Raw genomic sequence first — 23029 nt, 5'->3', positions numbered from 1 at the left:
GCACCATGGCCACGCAAGGCAAGTTCCACAAGCGGCTCAGCCTGACCGACCTGACCTTTATCGGGCTGGGTTCGATCTTCGGTTCCGGGTGGTTGTTTTCGGCCAGCCATGTGTCCTCGATTGCGGGGCCGGCCGGCATCGTGTCGTGGATCCTCGGCGGCATCGCCGTCTTGCTGCTGGGCATGGTCTATTGCGAACTCGGTGCGGCGTTGCCGCGCGCTGGCGGGGTGGTGCGCTACCCGGAGTATTCGCATGGTGCCTTGCTCGGCTCGCTGACTGGCTTCATCACGCTCATCGCGTTTTCCAGCTTGATCGCGATCGAAGTGGAGGCGGCGCGGCAATATGCAGCGGCGTGGTTCCCGTGGTTGAGTCAGCCCAACAGCACGCACCCCAGCATCTGGGGCTGGCTGGTGCAGCTGGCCTTGCTGGTGCTGTTTTTCCTGCTCAACTATTTCAGCGTCAAGACCTTTGCGCTGGCCAACAATATCGTCAGCATCTTCAAGTTCCTGGTGCCGATCCTGGTGATCGTGCTGCTGATGAAGCATTTCAATCCCGGCAATCTGAGCATGCACGGGTTCGCGCCGTCGGGCATGGCCGGGGTGGAAGCGGCGATCTCCGCCGGCGGCATCATCTTCGCGTATCTGGGGCTGACCCCGATCGTGTCGGTGGCCAGCGAGGTGCGCGACCCGCAGCGCAATATTCCTATCGCCTTGATCCTGTCGGTGGCGCTGTCCACGGTGATCTACGTGCTGCTGCAGCTGGCGTTTCTGGGCAGCATTCCGGCCGCACAGCTGGCGCAGGGGTGGACCGGCATCGACAAGGCCTTCTCGCTGCCGTACCACGACATCGCACTGGCCCTGGGCATGGCGTGGCTGGCGGCGCTGGTGATCTGCGATGCCATGGTGTCGCCCAGCGGCACCGGCAATATCTACATGAATGCCACCCCGCGCGTGGTGTACGGCTGGGCGCGTAGCGGCGGATTTTTGCCAGTGCTGACGCGGGTGGACCCGGCGTCGGGCATCCCGCGTCCGGCGTTGTGGTTAAGCCTGGGCTTGTCGATCTTCTGGACCTTGCCGTTCCCGTCCTGGGAGACCTTGATCGGCGTGGTGTCGGCCGCGCTGGTGCTGAGCTATGCGGTGGCGCCGGTGACGGTGGCAGCCCTGCGCCGCAGCGCGCCGGCGTTGCCGCGCCCGTTTTTCGTCCGCGGTCTGGCGGTGCTGGGGCCGCTGTCGTTCATGGTGGCGGCGTTGATCGTGTACTGGTCCACCTGGCCCACCTTGTCGTGGCTGCTTGGCTTGCAGGTGGTCGCGTTCGCGCTGTACGTGCTGTATCGCCTTCCATCGCGCGAAGGCCGCACCCGCCTGTTGCGGCAGGTGCGCGCGTCGTTGTGGCTGATCGTGTTCTTCGTGCTGGTGATGCTGGTGTCGTGGGCCGGCACCTTCGGTGGACACGGCTGGATCGCGCATCCGTTCGATACATTGAGCGTGGCAGTGATCGCGTTCTTCATCTACCACTGGGGCGCGCGCAGCGGTTTGCGCAGCGACGAACTGGCATTGGAGGAGGACGATGGTGAGTGATGCCTTGCGATGCGCATGCCTGACGCAGGCATCGCGCGCCATGGCCGCCTGCCTGCTGTTGCTGGCGACCGCTGCGCAAGCCGCACCCAGCGTGGCCGATTACCAACGTTCGCTGGGCCTGCGCGCGCACTGGAGCACGCTGACCGAGAACGTCGCCTGGCCGGCGCACTGGCAGGACAACGGCAGGTTCCATTACCGCAAGACGGTGCCTGGTGGGTTCGCTTTCATGCGCGTGGACGTCGCCACGTTGCACAAGCAGCCCGCCTTTGATCAGGCGCGCGTGGCCCAGGCGCTGCAGGCAGCCACCGGCACTGCCTATGCGGCGTGGATGTTGCCATTCGAGCGGTTTGCGTATGCGCAGGAAGGCGCGCGTGAGGACGGGGCGATCGTGTTCGCCATCGAGGACGCTGCGTGGCGCTGTACCTTGACCACCTACCGCTGCGCGCCCGACGATCCCGGCCGGCAGCCGCAGGGGCAACAGCGGCCGCGCGGCTTTGGCGTGGTGCGCGACCCGGACGTGGCCGCCGATACCACGCCACGCCGTTCGCCCGACGGGCAGTGGGAGGCGCTGGCCGATGGCTGGAACCTGGTCGTGCGCCGGGTGGCCGACGGCCAGCTGGTCCAGCGCACCGACGATGGCCGTGCGGAAGACTATTTCGATCCGGAGAGCATTGCCTGGTCGCCTGATTCGCAGCAGCTGGCGGTGTATCGGGTACGGCCGGGCACTGCGCGCCGGGTCACCCGTGTGGAGGCCGCACCGGCCGGTCGCCTTCAGCCGGTAGTGCGCACCCAGCTGTATCCCAAGCCGGGCGACGCGGTCGATGTGGAACGGCCGGTGCTGCTGGCCGTGGATGGCAGCCGGCGCGTGGTGGATAACGCCTTGTTCGCCACGCCATATTCGTTGTCGCCGCTGCAATGGCGCAGCGATGGCCGCAGTGTGAGCTTTGAGTATGTGCAGCGTGGCTTTCAGCATATGCGGGTGATTGCGGTGGATGCGCGCACTGCACGCGCGCATGTGGCCGTTGGCGAAGATGCGCGCACGTTCGTGTATGCCGATCGCAGCTTTCGCCACGACGTGGATGGGCGCGGCGATGAGGTGTTGTGGATTTCAGAACGTGACGGTTGGCGGCACCTGTATCTGTTCGATGGCCGCAGCGGCAAGGTCAAACGCCAGATCACCCGCGGGCAGTGGGTGGTGCGCGATGTGCTGCGCGTGGACGATGCGCAGCGCCGCATCTGGTTCGCCGCCAGCGGCATGGACGCCGGCAAGGACCCGTACTACCGGCAGCTCTACCGCGTGGATTTCGATGGCCGCCACTTGACCCGGCTCACCCACGCCGATGCGGATCACGATGTGGCCATTGCCGACGACGGCCGGCATTACGTGGATGTGTATTCGCGCCCGGATCTGCCGCCGGTGATGGAGCTGCACGCCATCGATGGGCAACTGCTGCACACCGTTGAGCGCGGCGATATCGGCGAGCTGCAGGCCGCCGGCTGGCGCGCGCCGGAGACCTTCGTGGCCAAGGGCCGCGATGGCAGCACCGATATCTGGGGCATGGTGGTGCGCCCGCGCGATTACGACCCGCGCAAAACATATCCGGTGATCGAAAACATCTACGCCGGGCCGCACGACGCCTTCGTGCCCAAGACGTTCTGGCCGTTCGGCTACCACTCCGGCGGCGACAAGCAGATCGGCATGCAGGCGCAGGCCGATCTGGGTTTCATTGTGGTGATGATCGATGGCATGGGCACCGCCAACCGTTCCAAGGCGTTTCACGATGTGGCGTGGAAAAATCTGGGCGATTCCGGCTTTGCCGACCGCATCGCCTGGCATCGCGCGCTGGCCGCGAAGGACCCTTCGTACGACATCAGCCGGGTCGGCATCTATGGCGCATCGGCCGGCGGGCAGAGCACGCTGGGTGGACTCGAACGCCATCCGGAGTTCTACAAGGTGGGCGTGGCGTTTGCCGGTTGCTACGACAACCGCATGGACAAGATCAGCTGGAACGAGCAGTGGATGGGCTGGCCGGTGGATGCGAGCTATGCGCAGGCATCCGGCGTGGTCAACGCCGGCAAGCTGCAGGGCGACCTGCTGCTGATCGTCGGCGAGCAGGACAGCAATGTCGACCCGGCCTCCACTGCGCAGGTGGTCGATGCCTTGATCAAGGCCGGCAAGCAGTTCGATCTGCTCAACGTGCCCGGTGGCGAGCATTCGGTGGGCCGCTCCAGCGGGCCGATCGACTACGTGCAACGCCGTCAATACGACTTCTTCGTGCGCCACCTGCGCAACGAACCCACGCCGCACTGGAACTCACTACCGTCGGAGGCGCGATGATGCATGTGCTTGCCCTGAAAATACCGCAGCCGCGTGGCCGCCTCGCGGCGCTGCTGTGGTCGCTGGTGATGTTGGTCGCTAGCGTGCCGTTGCTGGCCAGTGCCGAAGAACTGCCGCGCTTCGTCACCCAGAACGGCCGTCATGCGCTGTTTGTCGATGGCGCGCCATACACCGTGCTGGCCGCGCAGCTGCACAACTCCAGTGCCTGGCCAGCCGTGCTGCCCAAGGCGCTGGACGAGGTGGTCGCGCTGCACGCCAACACCGTGGAAGCACCTGTGTACTGGGAGCAGTTCGAGCCGATGCAGGGCCGCTTCGATACCACCAATGTGGATGCACTGATCGCCGGCGCACGCAAGCGTGGCCTGCGCGTGGCCTTGCTGTGGTTCGGCAGCTGGAAGAACGGCCAGATGCATTACGTGCCGGAATGGATCAAGCGCGACGAGACCACGTACCCGCGCATGCGCGATGCCAACGGCGAACCGGTGGATGTGCTGTCGCCGCATGCGGCGGCCAACATGCAGGCCGATGCGCGTGCGTTCACCGCGTTGATGCAGCACCTGCGCAAGGTGGATGGCGACCGCCACACGGTGATCCTGGTGCAGGTGGAAAACGAGCCCGGTGCGATCGGCACCGTGCGCGACCATGGCCCGGCCGGCGAGGCCGCGTTCGCACAACCGGTACCGGCCGAGATTGCGCGCGCACTGGGCAAGCCGCAGGGCAGCTGGCAGCAACTGTTCGGCGCCGAAGCGGCCGAAGCGTTCAACGCGCATGCCACCGCCGCCTACATCGAGCAGGTGGCCGCTGCCGGCAAGCGTGCGTATCCGCTGCCGCTCTACGTGAACACCTGGCTGCGCTACAAGGGCAAGCGTTATCCGGGCATGGACTATCCCTCCGGCGGTGCCACGGTGAACATGTTCGCGCTATGGCGCGCGGCCACGCCGTCGATCGACTTCATCGGCACCGACATCTACACCAACGATTACAACGAATACACCAAGGTCATCGGCCAGTACGCGCGGCCCGACAACCCGGCCTGGGTGTCGGAAACCGGCTTCGAGGCGGCCACCGCGCCCTATCTGTTCCATGTGCTGGGGCAGGGCGGGGTGGGATTTTCGGTGTTCGGCATGGATGGCAACCCCGACAGCGAGGCCAATCGCGCCGCAATCGCTGCGCACGCGGCCAACTTCAAGCTGCTTGCGCCGATGCAGCGACTTCTGGCGCAGGCCGCCTTCGATGGCCGGCTGCAGGCAGTGGCCGAACAACCCGGCGCGCCGCAGCGCACGCTGCGCTTCGGCGAGTGGGAGGCCAAGGTGTCGTTCGGTGCGCCACTATGGGGCGATGCGCCGCCCATTCTGCCCGGCAACGACGACCATGCAGGCCGGTTGCTGGTAGCCCAGCTGGGGCCGGAAGAATTTCTGGTGACCGGCATGGCTGCGCGCATTGAATTTTTTCGCAACGCGGCCGATACCCGTCATGGACAACTGTTGCGGGTGGAGCAGGGGCGGTATGTCGATGGGCGCTGGCAGGTAGAAAGGCAGCTCAACGGCGACCAGACCGACTACGGGCTCAACTTCGGGCGTGTGGATGCGGCCGGCAATGTGCCTGTGGTGTTGCGCGTGCGGGTGGGCACGTATTGAGCGTGGGCGAGGCGACCGTGCAGCCGTGAGGCCGGCGTTGTCGCAGTTGCCAGGTAGGACATGTGGATGTGGAGCAGATGGGTCGCAGTTGCTGTTCGCTGGGTCCATCCGCGTAAGAAAGGCTAGCCAAGCGGTTAGCTTGCAGTAAACGCGACAGCAGCGCGGCGCGGTTGTGATCGGCGCTGCGCCGGCTGGTGAGTAGACGCGCGCCCTCGCTTTTTTTTGTAGTTTTTGCACTGGAGCCATCATGAGCATCAACAGCATCGCCAGTTCCGGAATGCAGGTGGCCGCACTGCGCCAGCAGGTAGCCGCCAGCAATGTGGCGCGCCAGCCGGTGGACGGCAGCCCACGGCAGTCCGTTGCCGCCAGCACGCAGGCCAATGGCGGCGTGGCCGCCAGCGTGGTCGATGCCAGTGCCGATCCATCGGCGCCGGCCACCGATCTGGTGGAAGGGCTGTCGGCACGCAACGATTTCCAGGCAAATGCCACCGCGCTGCGGCGTTCCGACGAGATGTTGGGTAGCTTGCTGGACGTGTTGACCTAAGCGGTGCGGAGTGGATGACTGCCCTTGTCGTCCCGATACACCGGGTACACGGCTGTCGGTGTGGTCGCGTACCCGGCGACATCCGTCTGCTGCTTGGCTGCAAGGATTGGTGGAGATGGTCGGTGCGCAGAGCTTTCAATAAAACAGCCAGCAAACTGTCTGGTGCGCTGATTCGTTCTTCAAGAAGCTACCAGCCGACTGTCTAGTGAGGGCGCCGAGCACTTGACGTTTTTGCGTTTGCTGCAGGGCCCTTGCGCGCCCACCATCGCGGGACACGCCGTGAATCCGTCCCTGGAGGCTCTGGCGCGGCATCCATGCCGCTCAAGGTCCCGCGACGGTGGGCGGGCAAGGACCAGTCAAGTTGGTCGGTGCGTACCGTTTCAAAAAACATAACCTGCGAACTGTCCGGTGCGCTGATTCCGCTCTTCAATAATGGCAGCAGCCAACTATCTGGTGCGGTGAGGGTACCGCGCACTCGACGTCTTTGCGTTTGCTGCAGGGCCCTTGCCCGCCCACCATCGCGGGACACGCCGTGAATCCGTCCCTGGAGGCTCTGGCGCGGCATCCATGCCGCTCAAGGTCCCGCGACGGTGAGCGGGCAAGGACCAGTCAAGTTGGTCGGTGCGTAGAGTTTTCAATAAAACAGCCTGCAAACTGTCCGGTGCGCTGATTCCGCTCTTCAGTAAAGGCGGCAGCCAACTATCTGGTGCGGTGAGGGTACCGCGTACTCGACATCTTTGCGTTTGTTGCAGGGCCCTTGCCCGCCCACCATCGCGGGACACGCCGTGAATCCGTCCCTGGAGGCTCTGGCGCGGCATCCATGCCGCTCAAGGTCCCGCGACGGTGAGCGGGCAAGGACCAGTCGAGATGGTCGGTTTGCATGGATCTCAACAGCGACTAGCGAGCTGGCGACGCGGTTCTTTGCTCTTCGACAAAACCAACAGCCAACTGTCTGGCGCGGTGTCCTCACCGATTGCGGGACCCTTGGCGGCATGGATGCCGCCACGGAGCCCCCATGGATGGGTTTACGGCGTGTCCCGCGAGCGGTGAGGGCACCGCGCCCTCGACGTCTTGCGTGTGCTGCAGAGCCCTTGCCCACCCACCATCGCAGGACACGCTGTAAGTACGTCCCTATAAGCTCTGGCGCGGCATCCATACCGCCCACGGCCCCACGAGCGGTGAGGACGCCACCCTCGACGCTGCGGTACTTGCTGCAATTCAGACGCAATGACGTCACTGTGCACTTGACCAAAAGCGTCATGCTGCAATCGTGGTACTCATCGCCGTCATTGCTCGTCACTGCCCAACACCTGCGCTGCGTCCACGACATCCACGCCCTGTAGTTGGCCTAGCCACTGATCGAACCAGGGCTTGTGCATGGCACCGACCACTGCAAGCACGCGTGCACCGGGTTGGTCGGCAAAGCTGGCGCGGACATTGGACACCATGCGCAGGTTGCGGATTTCCCAACCGGAGACGTAGCGATAACCATAGTGCTGCGTCGAGCTTTCGCTCAATGCGGCGCGAAAATCCACCGCGATGGCCAACTGCTGGCTGGCTGGTAGATTGATCGCGCGGTAGAGCTCCAGCAGTCTGCCTTCGCCAGCCAGGGTGTCTTCATGCGCACGCATGGCACGTGCTCGCGGCGCGGCCTTGTCCCAGGCTGCTTGAATTGCCTTGCCGTAGGCCGCCGGATCGCCCAGATCGACGTTGTCGCCGGTGTGATCGTCGGCCGGGTACACACGCTGTAAACCAAGCTGTGCTGCCAGCCGCGCGGCGGTCTGGTTGCTCTCGTTGGGGTAGTCCTCTGCCTTGCGCAAGTGTGCGACCAGCGCGGCATCCAACCCGTCTCCGGCGTGCTGCTCTGCGTGCGCCAGCTGCAGCCATTGCACGAGGGCAGAGGAGGGATCGCCCGCGGCAAGAAACAACGCCGCCAGCTGGCGACGTTGTGCCGCCGTCGGTGTGTCCGGCCAGGACTTCAGTGCGGTACGCGCCTGGCCAATGGCGGTTGGCAGATCCAGGCCAGTGGCCCGCGCAGCCTCGGTGGTGTCCGGACAATAGGTGGTGGTGTCTTCAGGCAGATGGACCGTGGGGTGCCGGCGCATCAAATCGCAGGTCTCACCCGAAAGATCCTCCGTCGTGATGATGGTGGGCTTGTAGGCCGCCAGCCGGTCCAGCAACGGTTGCAGGCGCGCGGCAGAGACATCGCTGCCCTTGGGTAGCTGCGACAGGTGCACGCTGCCAAGAACCAGCACCTGCGTGCGTGGCGCAGCCATCTCTGCATCCAGCTGCGACAAGTCCACCTGTGCCTGCGCGATGCAGGGCGTGATGAGCGTGAGCGCCGCCGACCACAGCTTGCGACGTCGCAGTCGGGTGGGCACGACCGGTGATGGAGCAGAACGTGCGTAGGCTGTGTCGCCGCCTCTCGCTTTGGGATAGAAGGGAATCTGCATGACGTTCCTTGTGGAATGTGCATATCCGCGCTGCCGCAAGCGCACGCCGCGGCAGTGGACGTGCGGCGAGTGTGACCGAGGCAGCAGGCATCGGGCCCGGCCGGAAAGTCATGCGGTCAAATGGCAGGGGGCGTTAGCGTGCACAGACCACGACGCGCCTGCCTGATGCCGAAACATCGGCCGCGTGGTACGCGCCGCGCGAAAGTCGCCTGCGTCTGCGACTGCGTCAGGCAAACCTGCAGAGAGCCGAGAGGGGAGCGGCGACTGCGGCGGCAGTCACCACGCCTAGACGCGGGCGTTGGTGCTGCCCTGTGCGCTGTAATGGCCGCCCGCGGTATCACCCGCGGTGCTCTCGGTCCGGTCGCAGCGCGTCGGTCAGGCGTGCGCCGTCGGGCACGCCCAATCCCGTGTTGGCATCCCAGCCGGCGGATGCACGGAAGCCGGCGTTGTCGCCGGCAACGATGTCGCGGAACGCATCCGGTCGCCCGTACAGGCGCGGCAGCACGAAGTGAGGCTGCATTCCGTTTGCACCATAGATGCGTGCCAGCAGGGCCGCCCATAGGGGTGCGGCGGCACTGGTCCCGCCCATCACCGCCGGCTGCCCGTTGATCGACAGGTAGTAACCGGTCTGCGCATCGGCGTTGGCGGCCACATCGGGAACGCCGCGCATGCGCAGTTGGCGAGATTGGTGCTGCGCATCGGTCAGGCGCAGATCTTTCTGCCAGGCAGGGCGTGCGAAAAACCTGCTTTGTCCGCCGCCGCCGTTGGCCCACGCCTGCTCGTTGGCGCTGTCCGCCGTGACCTGCAGCCGGGTGCCGCCGCAGGCCAGCACGAACGGGCTGGATGCCGGAAAGCACACGTTCAAGCCAGGCTGTCCATCGCTGGCCCCGTCGTCGCCGGCGGCGATGCACACCGTAATGCCCAGCAACGCCGCTGCCTGAAACGCACAGTCGTAGGCCTGGCGCGATTGCGGCGTCCACTGCGCTTCGGTGAAGCCCCAGCTGATGCCGATCACGCCGGGCGCGTGCTCGGTATCGTGGATGGCGGCATTGATCGCCTCGAGAAACCCGTTGTCGGTATTGGGGGCGAAATAGATCACCAGTTTGGCGCCCGGTGCGATGGCACCGGCGATCTGGATATCCATCTGCGCTTCGACATCGGCATCGTCGGTGCCGGTCCCGGCGACATTGTCGGCGCCCGGCAGCATTACATCCACCAGGGTGGGCATGGGCAGGCGCAGCTGCGCGAAGTAGGTCTGCATCTGCGCACGCGTGTAACCGCCGCCCAGCACGATGATGCCGATGCACTGCCCGTGCCCGTCGTGCTCGGGAAAGCCGTAGAGCTGGGCCAGTTGCGGCGGCGTGTACTGCATGATCGGCGCGTCGCCTTCTGCCGGTGCCACCGGTGCCGTGGGTGCCTGGGGCGCCGCTCGTGTGGGCACGGGCGTGGATGCGGCGGGCAGGGTCTGCGCCTGCGGGCGCGCATCCAGCCCCAGCACGCCGGTGACGATGCCGTCGAGCGTCTGCGGGATCGATACCGGGCCGGTGCGGCCGCGATACCGCATTGCACCGTCCACGTACTCGCGCAGGCTCACCTGGAAAGCGGCTTCGCACTGCTGCACGCTGCCTTCCAGGATGACGTTGCCGCTGTCGGCATGCGCGCGCTCCACCCTGAGCCCGTAGCTGGCCGCGAACTGCGCAACCGCCTGCAGATCGGCCTGGCTGGCAGCAAAGCGCGCACTGAATTCCTCACGCGAGAATGCCACCGGCAAGGTGCCTGCCTGCAGCTGCAGCAAGACCTCGGCGGCGGCGTTGAGCGCCGGCATGCGCACCACCAGCAGCACGCGCAGGCGCTCATCCCCTGGCGGTGGCCCTGCCTGGAGCGTGGAGGGCACGGGTTGGCGTTCACTGCCGGGGAGGATGGTATGCATGCAGGATGGCTCTCGATCGGGAGGGGGCGTTGCACTGCGCGCGGCAGGCCGGTGGTGGAGGTCGGCTGCCGCCAGGCGCAACCACGCCCCAGCCTGCCTGCACCGCGATCCGCGCGACAGTAAAGCGCATGCACCGTCTGCGTAGCGCCTTGCCGGCGCACGTGCTCGATCGCCAGGCGAAGTGAGACGCGCTTCGGTGGCACCACTGGCAAACAGGGCGTGCAGCGTCGCAGCCAGGTCAGCGTGCTGCAGCAGCGCCTCAGATCCTGCGACAGCGCCATCGTCCTGTGCGCACTGCAACGCCTTGCATAGGCAAGCGCCTGCGCGGCCCTGCCGTGCATCGGGCGGTGTGCAGAGTTCCGCACGCGCATCCGACCTGTGCCACAAGACGCCGAGGGGCGGCGCGCGCACGATGCGGGTTGATCACTCAAGGGCGCGACGATGGATCGGAGAAGCTTTCTGCGGCAGGGCGTGGCCGCAACCGCGGCACTCGGCACCGGCGCAGCGCTGGCGGCGCAGGCCGTTCCCTCGGCTGCACCGTTGCCTCCTCCGCCTGCACCGCCGCGGCTGGAGCCGCTGCCCTCGGCAGCGCACGTGGGCAGCAAGCTCTGCAGTGTTCGGCACCTGCAGCAGGACTGGACCGTCTACGAGCATCTCGACGACCCACAGGGTGCGCTGACGCTGTGGACCGACAGCGGCATGCTGCGGCTGGACAAACGCACCGAGCCGGCCTATCCGGCAGAGGGCAAGCCCTACTTCGGCATACCGCTGGCCGAGGTGGCGATGGCCGAGGCCGATCTGCTCGCCGACCGCCTGTTGCGCGATGGCGACCCGGACGAGGCACAGGTGCGCGATGCGGCGCCGCCGCCTGCGTCCCTGCTCGACCCCAAGGACAACGGCGGCCGCTGGCCGTGGACCACCTTTGTAGGCACGCGCGAAAGCCTGGACACCATGCCGATCCTGCCCAACGGCCGCAGCCGCACCTCGCGTCCGGAACATGCCTTCACCGAGCTGGGCGAGGAAGCGCTGATCAAGCGCCGCGAAGAAGGCATGCTGGGTGGCTGGATGCCGGCGGTGCGCAAGGTGATGCGCCGCGAAGGCGAGCCCGATGCCTGGTACGACGTGCTGGTGTTTGCCGATGTGCGCGCCACTGATCGCTTCGTGGTGCAGACCTGGCACCGCACGATGAAGGTTCAGGCCGGCACCATCGTCGCGGTGCACTACACCCACAGCTATCCCGAATTTGCGCCATCGCGCAGCGCCGCCACTGCCGAACAGTTCTACGCGGCGTTGATCGATTTCGCCGCGTACTGGCAGCAGGCGCTGGACGGTACCGTGCAGGCGCAGCTGCCCGATGCCAGCTGGAACGACATGGCGCAGTTTGCGTTCGCGCGCGAGCTGGTGGTGCGCCCTGGTGGCGATTACCCCAAGTACGGTGCGGTGGAGCGCGACTATTACGGCAACGAGTACGACGGTTTCCAGGACACGTTTACCAGTTCGTTCTACGCCAACCTGGAGTGGGGCCGCTTTGCGCAGGCGGCGGCGGTGCTCGACAACTACTTCGACGATTTCGTGCAGGACGATGGCTTGCCGAACATGCGTGGGCCCGAGGTCGGCCAGTTCGGGCTGACCTTGTCGCTGCTGGCGCGCTACCTGCGCTACACCGGCGATGTGCCACGGCTGCGGCGCGTGTTGCCCAAAATTGCGGCCACCGCACAGGTGCTATGCGATCTCCACGACCAGGCGCTGGCATTGCCGCGCACCGCGCACGGGCATGGCCTGCTGCATGGCTGGAACGAATCCGATGCCTGCCTGTTTCCCGATCCATCATTGTGGTGGAAGCCGTATTACGCCAACAGCGCGCTGACGATCCGCGGTTGGGAAGACATCGCGCAGGTGTGGAGCACACTCGGCGGCGATGTTGGCCAGGCAACACAGTGGCAGCGCCGCGCCAGGCAGCTGCGCGCGCGCTTGGAAGCCAGCCTGCGTGCCAACGTGCGCCGCGACCTCTCGCCACCGTACGTGGGCCCGTTGCCCGGCACCACACTGACCTTCCGCCAATCGCTGCTGCAGGAAAAACCCAGCGAACAGCAATGGCCGCATCGTGCCTATGCGGAGCTGCTGCAGGCCGACGTACTGCCGGACGATCTGGCCAACCTGGTGGTCGATTGCCTGCGCGGCCATGGCGGTACCAGCATCGGCGTGGTGGCCAATATCGCGCCGCCGGAACCGGGCAGCCGCGATCTGCTCGGCTTCATCTCCTACGGCTATGCGCAGCAGCTGCTGCGGCTGGATCGCATCGAGGAGTACCTGCTGTTCGTCTATGCCCACCGCTACCAGGTGCACACGCGCGGCAGCTGGACGGCAGGCGAGGTCAGTGGCATCACCGGTGGCATGCCGTTGTTCTGCATGCCGGCGCAAATGACCATTCCGCTGCTGCTGCGCTGGATGCTGGTCAGCGACGACAGCGCGGGCGAGCAGCTGTTCCTTGCCCGCGCGCTGCCACGTGCGTGGCTGGGCAGTGGTGCACACGTCGGCATCACCGCGGCGCCCACGCGCTGGGGCTTGGTCACGCTGAGCCTGCGGACCGACGTGGCCGCGCGGCGTATCGATGCAGAGGTGCGGTTACCCGTGCGCGCACCCAAACGCACCTGGCTGACCCTACGTGCGCCGGCGGGCACGCGCCTGCAGCGCGTGCTGGTCGATGGCAATGCCGTGCGGCCACAGGGCCCGCATGTAGATCGCGTGGCCTTGCCCGGTGCTGCGGGATTGGTGAAGGTACAGGCGTGGTATGTGTGAGCGCAGTGGCGCCATGATCGAGTGCGTTGACGCACGACTACATCGCGCAAGGTGCAGTCGCGGTGGCGCTACTGCTGCACACGCAGCGCACCGACAGTGCCACCACGCTGTGCGCGCGCAAGCGCGGTAGCCAATCGCAAGAGACCAGGGCATATCTGATGACAGCGCTTCAACATCAGTGCGCGCGCGACGCAGTCATCGTCGGAAGCAGGCACAAGCACGCGATTTTCCGCACGGGGCCCGACTAAATTCGTCAAGACGGCGCAGCGCCATTGCCGCAAGATTTTTTGACGTGACCCGTATGTGACAGGGCACGTGCTCTCAGGGGGGAGCGCTGTCGCTGCAGTTGCCGTCCTTGCAGTCGTAGATACCTGCCGTTGAAACGGCAGGCCGGTGCCGTCTTTGTCGTGATCGCTCTCTCATCTTTGCGCTGTGCCGGCGCGGCTTGGCCGTGCGCGGCCGTGCATGAAGGTGGGCCGCTCCCTGTATCAGCACAAGGATTTCCGATGTCGCCCAGCCGCTCTGCTACTGTTCCCAGGCGCCTTGCCTGGCATACCACCACGCTGGCCAACGCGCTGCTGTTTGCGCTGGCAGCCGCCGCCGTGCCGGCCGCCGCGCAGCAACGTGGCGATGACGCAGGCGATGGCACCCAGACGCTGGATCAGGTCAACGTCACCGGCACCCATCTGCGCCGCGTCGATGCCGAAACCGCCAGCCCGGTGGTGGTGATCGACCGCCAGCGGATCGAAGACAGCGGGCAGAACACGCTGGGGCAGCTGCTGCAGCGCTTGCCGATGATGGCCGGCTTCCAGGCCGGGCCTGCACTCAATTCCGGCTTCAGCCATGGCCGTGCGCTGGTGTCGCTGCGCAATCTCGGGCCCGAGCGCACGTTGGTGCTGGTCAACGGCCACCGCATGGCCGGACCTGCCAGCAGCGTGGCCTCGGCCCCGGGCGTGGACGTCAATGCGATACCCGCAGCGATGGTGGAGCGGGTGGAAGTGCTCACCGATGGCGCCTCGTCGGTGTATGGCTCCGATGCGATCGGTGGCGTGGTCAACGTCATCCTCAAGGACAAATACGATGGCCTCGCTGCCACGGTGGACTATGCGCAGAGCACGCATGGCGATGCCAACCGGCGCACGCTGGGGCTGGAGTGGGGCAAGACCTGGGAGCGCGGCGGGCTGATTCTGGGGCTCAGCCGCAACTCGATGAACCCGGTGTTCAATCGCGACCGCAGTTACGCGGCCAAGGCGGTGGAATATCTCGATGGACAGGTCAGCGAGATCCGCGGCGCCAACACGCGTGCGTTCTTGAGCGATGGCCGTGTGCTGACGCCAGTGGCCGGTGTCGCGCCGGGGCCGGTGGGCCAGGGGGCGTTTCGCCCTTATCAACGCGCGACCGACAGCTACAACGTCTACGACACGCAATACCTGATCACCCCGATCGAGCGCACCAACGCCTCGCTGCACGGCAGCTTCGACTTCACCCCGAGCATGCAGGGCTACATGGACGTGTTCTGGACCCGCAGCAAGACCACCTCGCGGCTGGACGCCTTCGGCCTGGAAATGCCGGACGCGGTGGACAACGACTACAACCCGTTCGGCGATCAACTCGACCGCTACCTGCTGCGCTCCACCCAGGCCAATACGCGTGTCTACACCGCCACCATGTTCCAGACCAACATCGTCGCCGGCCTGCGCGGACGCGTGGAGGGAACCAGTTGGCAATGGGATGCGGCGGCCGGTTACGCGCGCTACAAGGACACCCTGGTGCGCACCGGCTTTTCGATCACCTCGGCATTGAACAATGCAGTAGGCGCCTCGTTCCTGGACAGCGATGGCGTGGTCAAGTGCGGTGCGCCGGGCGCGGTGATCGCCGGCTGCACGCCGATCAACATCTTCAACCCCGACGATCCGGCCACCATCGCCGCGCTGCGCGGCACGCAGCGGCCGGTGGATCTGATCGACGAAAGCCAGATGCGGTTTGTCGATATCAGCGCCAATGGCGACCTGTTCAAGCTCCCCGCCGGCGCGGTGCAGGCGGCGGTGGGCCTGGTCTATCGCATCAACAAGTTCGCACAGGGCACCAGCAGCGATGTGGCCGCCGCCGATGCCGACGGCAATTGCGACTACAACGACGGCTGCATCCTCAAGCAGGGGCGCGACGAATCGGTCAGGGAGGCTTACGCGGAACTGCTGGTGCCGCTGCTGAAGGATGCGCCGTTCGCCAATGTGTTGAATCTGAATCTTGGCTCGCGCTATTCCAGGTACGACGCGTGGGGCAACACCACCAACAGCAAGGTCGCGATCGAGTGGCGGCCAGTTGCCAATCTGCTGGTGCGCGCCACCGGCTCGCAGGTGTTCCGCGCGCCGGCATTGGGCGATCTGTATGGCTCGCCGTACACCGCTGTGGTCGACAACACCGGCGATTTTCAGGACCCGTGCACAGGTCTCAGCGGCGCGCCGAATCCAGCCTGCGCGAACGTGCCCAATGACGGCAGCTTCACCAATACCGCGCAGTTCAATGTGGTGACCTCCGGCAGCAACAACGTGGGCTTCCAGCTCAAGCCGGAGCGCGGCCGCTCCTACAACGTCGGGTTGGTCTACGACCCGGATCAGGTGCGCGGACTGTCGCTCAATCTGGACAGCTGGCGGGTGGTGCTGGACGACATGCTCACCGGTATCAGCCTGCAGCAGGTGGTCAGCGATTGCTTCGAGGGCCGCGATGCCGCGCTTTGCCCGTTGATCCAGCGCGATGCTGCTGGCCAGCTGATGCGTGTGTCGGTGCCGTTCGCCTACAACAGCGGCAAGGTCGATATTCGCGGCTACGACGCCGGTCTTCATTACACCTTGGCCGATACAGCCCTGGGAGACTTTGCGGCTGGGCTGGATGCCACGTTCTTTTCCAGCTATCGCTTTGCTGGCGATGCGCACAATTATGTCGGCGAAAATTCCAGCTGGGGCAACATGCCGCGTTGGCGCGCGGTGGCCAATCTGGCCTGGGACAAGGGCCCGTGGCATGCGAGCTGGAACACCCGCTATCTCGGCCGCACCGTCAATGGCAGCCAGTACGAAGAGTTCTGCGCAGACACCAATGCCGATGGCAGCTGCACCTATTTCCGGATCGGCTCGGTGGTCTATCACGACGCCTCGTTGAGCCGGAAGATCGCATCGCTGCACAGCACACTGGCCGTGGGTGTGGACAACCTGGGCGATCGCGCGCCGCCACGGTTCTACAGCTACTCCAACGCGGCCAACACCGAAGCGTCCACTTACGACACGCTGGGGCGGTATTTCTGGAGCCGCTTGCGGGTGGAGTTTTGAAGGGCGTCGATGGGTGCGCGCGTGCTGCACGCGCACTCTACGCGCCCGCGGGCGCGTGGTCCTCGCAGGTGGTCCGACACAGCGCACCGGCGTTGCAGCACTGCTGGCCGGCGCCGCGGCCGACCACCCATCGCACAGGAGTTTATCGCCTGCCTGCATGGTCGCGCGCGGGCAGGGGGTCTGCCGCCACGCCACCGGGTGGCTGGCGTTGATGGGTAACCAGCAAAAGAGCGTTACGCCGGTGCGTCAGCCGTGCCCGCCGGGTGACACCTGCGTGCTGAGCGATCGCGCGCATCCGGGACGACGCCTGCAGCGTCGTTGCGTCGCTGCCGTGCGCTGCTGTGCGGCTCTCGCGCTGTGGTGGGTGGCCAGCATGTCGCTGGCTTGCCTGGCCGATGCAAACGAGGTGCGCGACCCGCCACCGGTCGCTGCCAACGCAGCGATCGGTGCGCCGCAGTTTCGCGGGTTGGCGCATCCGCTGCCGGACGCCAGCGTGGCGTTTGCGCCGGATGGGCAGCTGGCCCGTATCTACGCTGCCGATCTCGAGCATGGCGCGGGGAAGGCGCCAGGGCAGGATTTCTGGATCGACCGCATGCTGGTGCGCGAGGGCAGCGCCGGTGGCTTCGACGACACCAACAATTGGCTGTTCACGCGCGGCCGCGCGGCCTATCTGACGGCGCATCTGCCGGAGGTACCCGGCTTCGTCGGGCAGGCCGCCTATTGGCATGCCACCGATTACGACGCGTTCTTCCGTATCGAATCCTTCCAAGGCAACTCGCCCGTGCACTGGGCCGAGCGTGCGCAACAGCGGCGGCAGACGCCCAGCTATTTCAGTACCGTGTTTGAAGATGCGGCCGCCGGCGTGCGTATGCATCTGGTCAAGTACATCACTGAGCAGAACGTGGCGGTGGCCAGCATCGTGCTGTCCAGCCTGGATGGTGCCGCGCATACGCTGATGGTGCAGGCGCTGTCGCCGATGGCGCAGCATGCCGACGGCAATGAGTTGACCGGCGCGTTCGATGCTTACAATTCCATCACTACGGTGTTTCCACGCCTGTCCGGCGACGGGTTCCGGGCAGAGGGCCAGCGCCTGCAGCGCGGGGTGGCGGTGCCGGCCACCGGGCAGGCGCCTGCTATCAAACTGCAACTTGGCCTGCTGACCAACGAGCTGCCCGAGGCACGTGCCGATTATCTGCGTATTGCCGCGCAAACCCCGCAGCAGGCCTACCAGCAGCACGTTGCCAGCTATAACCGCTGGTGGGTGGACAACCTGCCGTATCTGGACACGCCCGACGAGAACATCGACAAGAGCCTGTTCTATCGCTGGTGGGTGCTGCGCTTCAATGCGCTCGATGCCGAGGTGCCGGGCAACGACTATCAGTTTCCGGTCGCCATCGAAGGCGTGCTTGGCTACAACAACGCCATCGTGCTGACCACCGGCATGTTTCTGGACGACCTGAAATATCTGCGCAACCCGCTGTATGCCTACGGCAGCTGGCTCAGCGCGGGCGAAACCGCAGGCGGCGGAAAATACACCGACAACCCCGGTTCGCCGGAAAACTGGTCCAACTCGTACGCGCAATACATCACTGCCGCCGCGTGGCGTTCGATGCAGGTGCATGGCGGTCCCACCGCATTGGCGACCAAGCTGGCGCGCTACGGCAGCGGCGATGTGGACGGCGTGCTGGCGGCCTACGACCTCAATCACAATGGCTTGATCGAATACGACTGGGCGGCGATGACCGGCAACGATGCCGATGCCGTGTCGTTCGACTGGGCCAGGCGGCACGGCGAAATCCGCATGGATCGCACCGAAAGCGCGTACGTGTATGCCAACGCGCAGGCGGCGGGGCAGGCCGCTGCGCTGGCCGGCGACACCGCCACGGCGCAGCGCATGCAGGCCACCGCGCAACGCATCCGCACCGCAGTGCTGCAGGTGCTCTGGCAAGACCACAGCGACACCGCCGATTCGGTAGGCCTGCATGGCGATCTGCTCAAGCACCGCCAGGCCAAGGGGCCGCAGCTACCGGTGGACTGGAAGGAAACCAACAACTATTACCCTTTCAGCGTAGGCCTGATGCCCAAGCGGGGCGATGCCGACAACGATCCCAAGTACGTGCGCGCATTACGGCTATTCGCCGATGCGGCGCAGTACCCGCTGTTTCCGTTCTACACCGCCAACCAGGTCGACCTGCAGGCGCGCGGCAGCGGTGCGCATGCCGGCAGCAACAATTTTTCCACCATCAATGCCACGGTGGCGTTCCGCTTGTTCGGCCAGGCCTTGCGCGAGTACCCCAGCCCGTATCTTGATGCGCGCAGCTACCGCAAACTGCTGTACTGGAACGCCTGGGCCACCTACATCCAGGGCGATAACCGTTACCCGGATCAGAACGAATTCTGGGCCGAGGGCAGTGCAGGCAATGGCGGGAGCATCGGTTACCGCTCGTGGATTCACCACACCCAACTGGGCGCAACCAACTTCAGCATGATCGAAGATGCAATGGGCCTGCGCCCGCGTAGCGATGCGCAGATCGAGCTGTATCCGATCGATATCGGCTGGGACCATTTTGCCGCCGACAACCTGCGCTACCGCGATCGCAATCTGAGCATCGTGTGGGACAGGGACGGCACCCATTACGGCGGCAAGGTGGGCAAGGGCTACAGCGTGTATCTGGACGGCGAGCTGGCGTTTCGCGTGGACCGGCTGGCACATGTGCTCTACGACCCGGCCAGCGGGCAGGTGCGTGCGCTGCCGGATGCGGTCAATCACAACGGCGGGGTGCGCGTGCTGGACGCGCATCCAGCGCAGCTGGCAGCGATGACGCAGGTCGCGTTCGCTACGGATTCACGCACCGCGCGCATGCTGGGCAAGGCCGGCGTGGATGTGGCGCTGCCACCGGGACACGGCCGCAATCTGGCCGAAGGCGCGCGCGTCACTGCCAGCCACATCAGCGCAGGGTTCGGCGCCGCTGCAGCCGTAGACGGCAGCACCGCCAACACGCCGTTCTGGGGCACGGCAGGGTCGGCGTCGGCCAGCGATTGGATTGCGCTGGATCTGGGTCAAGCCCGCCAGCTGGACCAGGTCGTGCTGTACTTCTATCGCAGCTCATCGCCGGCCGGCGAACAGCATGGCTTCCCGTCGGGAACGATCCCCGGCTACGCCGCACCGTGGATCTACCTGGTGCAATACCAGGACGATGGCGGCCGTTGGAAGACCGTTCCCGGCCAGGTGCGCGACACCGCCTTTGCCCAGGGCAACCGCAACCGCGTGCGCTTCCCGGCGTGGCGCGCGCAGGCGTGGCGCGTGGTGGTGACGCATGCCGGCAGCGCACGCACCGGCATCAAGGAAATCCAGCTATTCGACAGCGGCTTGCCGCCACCCGCAGCCGCCAACACCAACGCAGCGCCGCAGGTGCAGGCATGGCAGCTGGACGCGCCCGGTGCCGATGGCACGCTGGTCGTGGATGGTCGTGCCGGCGACGACGGCCTGCCCAACGGCACGCTGCAGGTGCGCTGGCGCGTGCAACAGGGCCCGCAGGGCGGCGATGCGGTGTTTGCCGATGCGGCCGCACTGCGCACCGCCGTGCGCTTCACCCGCGCCGGGCGCTACACGCTGCGGCTGCTGGCCGACGATGGCGCAAGTGCAGGGCATGCCGATGTGCAGGTGACTGCGCCGGCCGCGCCCGCGGTGCAGAGTATCCCGTTGCAGGCCCTGGCCAGCGTCAGCGCGCAGGTCACCGGCAGGCAGTACAGCGTGCAGGCCTTGCACGATGGCTTCATCCCCGTGGCCGGCAGTACACCCAACGGCGCACGCCGCTGGGGCAGTCTGGGCCGCGAACAACCGGCAACGGTGTGGCTGCAGTATCAGTGGCCGCGGCCGGTGCGTCTGTCGTCGAGCGCGCTGCATTTCTGGAACGACCAACCCGAGGGCGCGGTCGCCGCGCCTGCCGCGTGGAAACTGCAGGCACTGCAGGATGGGCGCTGGCAGGACATCGCCGGCAGGCAGGGCTATCCGATTGCCGCTGCCGCTGCCGCTGCCGGCGCTGCAAGTACGGCCAGCTTTACACCGCTGGTGACCACCGGTTTGCGTGCGGTGTTGACCACACCGGCCAGCGCCAACGGGCATGCCGCCATCGGCGTGGACGAATGGCAGGCATTGACCGACGTACCCAAGCGGCTGGAGTCGATCGACCTGCGTACTGCCCCCGGCCAGTTGCCGACGCTGCCGCAGGACATCACTGCGTTCTTCGACGATGGCAGCGCGCTGCCGGTGGCGGTGCAGTGGTCCGAACTCCCGCCCGAGCGCCTGCGCAGCGAAGGCACGGTGGAACTGCAAGGCCTGGTGGAAGGCGTCATCCCGATCAGGGCCACCTTGTGGGTGCGCGCCACGCCGCCGGCGCAGATCAACACCGTGCAGGCGTTGCCGGTGGTGACCGCGCAGGCAGGGCGCGCGCCGACGCTGCCGGGGTTTGTCACGGTGCAATACAACGACGGCTCGCGCGAGCGGCTACCGGTGCAGTGGCAGCCGCTCGAGCCTGCGCGCTATGCCCATCCCGGCGAGCTGCATCTCAGCGGCACCGCGCAGGGACATGTCTCGATCGCGCCGGTGGCGGTGTCGCTCACGGTGCAGGTCACGGCGGCCACGCCATGAGTGGCCGTGGCATGCACTCCTTCAAGAGCCGCCACTCCGAGCGCTGTCCCGCCAGGCGCCGCAGTCTCGCCTGCGCCGCTGCGCTTGCCTGTGTGTTGCCGCTGGCCAGCGCGCCGGCAGGCGCCATCGATCTCCCCAAGGGCACGCATTTGCAGGCGCCCGGCAACCCGATCCTGGCCGATGGCAGCACGTATTCGGCCGACCCGGCGCCGCTGGTGGCAGACGGCAAGCTGTACATCATCGCCGGGCGCGATAGCGCTGCGCCTGACCAGAACGCATTCGTCATGTCCGGTTGGCAGCTGTTTGTCGGTAGCGACCCGGCCAGCGGGCAGTGGATGCACTACCGGGATTTCCTGCGCCCGCAGCATGTATTCGCCTGGGCCGACGAAGCCCACGCCTACGCCGCACAGATCGTGCGCGGGCCGGATCGGCGCTATTACCTGTATGCGCCGGTGCAACAGCGCAACTCACCCAACCCGGACCCGTTCGCGATCGGCGTGGCGGTCGCCGACAGCCCGCTCGGTCCATGGACCGATGCGCATCCGCAAGGGCCGGTGGTCTCGCAGTCGGTACCGGGCCGCAACGCCATCCAGAACATCGACCCGACCGTGCTGGTCGACGACGACGGGCGCGTGTATCTGTACTGGGGCACCTTTGGTGCGCTGTATGGCGTGGAGCTGCAGCGCGACATGGTGAGCTTCACCGGCACGCCGGTGCGGGTGGACACGCTGCCCGGTTATTTCGAAGCGCCCTGGCTGTTCAAGCGCAACGGCACCTACTACCTGGCGTACGCGGCCAACAACGCCGGCCGCGATTCGGCGTGTACGCCCACGCTGTATCACGCGTGCATCGCCTACGCGAGCGCGCCCAGCGCGCTGGGCCCGTGGAGCTACCGCGGCATCGTGTTGCCGCCGGTATCCTCGACCACCTCGCATCCGGGCATCGTGCTGTTCAATGCGCAGTGGTATCTGGTCTACCACACCGCCGATGCGCAGGGCGGCGGGCATTTTCGCCGCAGCGTGGCGATCGATCGGCTGGACTGGGACGACAGCACGCAACCGGCCAGCATCCGCACGGTCACGCCCACGCGGCGCCCGCAAGCGCCGACGCCACCACAGCGCAATCAGGCACCCGCCGCCTACGCCACTGCCTCCAACGGGCCGGACATCCCGCCGCAATACTGGATGGCCGCGCTCAACGACGGCATCGTCAAGGCCAACCCGCTGCCACCGCAACTGTGGGGCAGCTGGACGCCGCACAACCCACCGCAGCAATGGCTGCAATACAGCTGGGCGCAACCGGTGACCCTGGAGCGCACGCGGATCGTGTTCTGGGCCGACCAACCGGCCGGCGCCGGCATCGGGGTTGCGCCGCCAGCGCGCTGGCATCTGGAGTACCGCCACCGCGGGCAATGGCAGCCGGTGCAGCCAAAAGGTGTTGAGAGCCCACGCGGCGATCGCGCTGAAACGGTGTCGTTCGTGTCGGTGACAACGCGCTGCGTGCGCATGGTGATGGAGGCCTCCGGCAGCGCAAATGGCTACGCCGCGCTAGCCGTGCAGGAGTGGGAAGTCCTGGCCCCGCAACCGCACCGCCCGCCACCCGCCACGGCTGCCGACAGCCGGCGTTGCGATGCCCCTTGAACCAGCTGGCAGCGCGTGGCGGGCAGCCGTCAAGCGAATGCTGAGCGCGCGCAGGCAGCGGAGTGCGCCGGTGGCATGCGACTGTTCTGGTTCCGAGCACAAGCCGCGCATGCGTGCGAACGCACAGCCTGTGTTTC

The 23029-nt window shown here is 66.3% G+C and carries 11 protein-coding genes; 9 read left to right on the top strand and 2 right to left on the bottom strand.

Annotated elements, in window-relative coordinates; genetic code table 11:
- Positions 1–5: 5 nt before the first annotated feature.
- The 4 genes from RZV17_RS12410 (at position 6) to RZV17_RS12395 (ending at position 6096) form a co-directional block, all read left to right on the top strand.
- Positions 6–1577 carry an APC family permease gene (locus RZV17_RS12410; protein ID WP_355603819.1) on the top strand — a complete coding sequence of 524 codons (1572 nt, stop codon included), beginning with the start codon at positions 6–8 and terminating at the stop codon, positions 1575–1577.
- Positions 1567–3915 carry a DPP IV N-terminal domain-containing protein gene (locus RZV17_RS12405; protein ID WP_355603816.1) on the top strand — a complete coding sequence of 783 codons (2349 nt, stop codon included), beginning with the start codon at positions 1567–1569 and terminating at the stop codon, positions 3913–3915. Before RZV17_RS12410 ends, RZV17_RS12405 begins: the two co-directional genes overlap by 11 nt.
- The gene (locus tag RZV17_RS12400) at positions 3912–5552 is read left to right on the top strand and encodes a DUF5597 domain-containing protein (protein ID WP_355603813.1); all 1641 of its coding nucleotides are present in this window, start codon (positions 3912–3914) and stop codon (positions 5550–5552) included. The genes RZV17_RS12405 and RZV17_RS12400 overlap by 4 nt, the downstream gene beginning before the upstream one ends.
- A gap of 247 nt (positions 5553–5799) precedes the next feature.
- Complete coding sequence (locus tag RZV17_RS12395; RefSeq protein ID WP_047697964.1) at positions 5800–6096, top strand: hypothetical protein; 297 nt, start codon at positions 5800–5802, stop codon at positions 6094–6096.
- Between the two features lie 1286 nt (positions 6097–7382).
- Here the strand turns inward: RZV17_RS12395 and RZV17_RS12390 are convergent.
- Together RZV17_RS12390 and RZV17_RS12385 are read right to left on the bottom strand one after the other, a co-directional pair.
- Complete coding sequence (locus RZV17_RS12390) at positions 7383–8549, bottom strand: DUF5694 domain-containing protein (RefSeq protein WP_355603809.1); 1167 nt, start codon at positions 8547–8549, stop codon at positions 7383–7385.
- Positions 8550–8886: 337 nt separating this feature from the next.
- Positions 8887–10479: a S53 family peptidase gene (locus tag RZV17_RS12385; RefSeq protein ID WP_355603806.1), complete on the bottom strand. Its 1593-nt coding sequence runs from the start codon at positions 10477–10479 to the stop codon at positions 8887–8889.
- Between the two features lie 441 nt (positions 10480–10920).
- On the opposite strand from RZV17_RS12385, the gene RZV17_RS12380 reads away from it, so the two are divergent.
- The 5 genes from RZV17_RS12380 to RZV17_RS12360 all read left to right on the top strand — a co-directional run bounded on the left by RZV17_RS12380 (position 10921) and on the right by RZV17_RS12360 (position 22892).
- Positions 10921–13278 carry a Tat pathway signal protein gene (locus RZV17_RS12380; protein ID WP_355603803.1) on the top strand — a complete coding sequence of 786 codons (2358 nt, stop codon included), beginning with the start codon at positions 10921–10923 and terminating at the stop codon, positions 13276–13278.
- A gap of 26 nt (positions 13279–13304) precedes the next feature.
- Positions 13305–13526, top strand: coding sequence for a hypothetical protein (locus RZV17_RS12375; RefSeq protein WP_355603800.1), 222 nt, complete (start codon positions 13305–13307; stop codon positions 13524–13526).
- A 258-nt stretch (positions 13527–13784) separates the two neighbouring features.
- Positions 13785–16601 carry a TonB-dependent receptor domain-containing protein gene (locus RZV17_RS12370; protein ID WP_355603797.1) on the top strand — a complete coding sequence of 939 codons (2817 nt, stop codon included), beginning with the start codon at positions 13785–13787 and terminating at the stop codon, positions 16599–16601.
- 373 nt (positions 16602–16974) lie between these two features.
- Positions 16975–21252: an Ig-like domain-containing protein gene (locus RZV17_RS12365; protein WP_355603794.1), complete on the top strand. Its 4278-nt coding sequence runs from the start codon at positions 16975–16977 to the stop codon at positions 21250–21252.
- Between the two features lie 11 nt (positions 21253–21263).
- Complete coding sequence (locus RZV17_RS12360; RefSeq protein ID WP_355603791.1) at positions 21264–22892, top strand: family 43 glycosylhydrolase; 1629 nt, start codon at positions 21264–21266, stop codon at positions 22890–22892.
- Positions 22893–23029 lie beyond the last annotated feature (137 nt).

Origin of the sequence: Xanthomonas cannabis, from assembly GCF_040616535.1 — a bacterium.
GTDB lineage: Bacteria > Pseudomonadota > Gammaproteobacteria > Xanthomonadales > Xanthomonadaceae > Xanthomonas > Xanthomonas cannabis.
The sequence above is the reverse complement of the archived record's forward strand: the minus strand, read 5'-3'. Positions and strand labels throughout refer to the sequence as shown.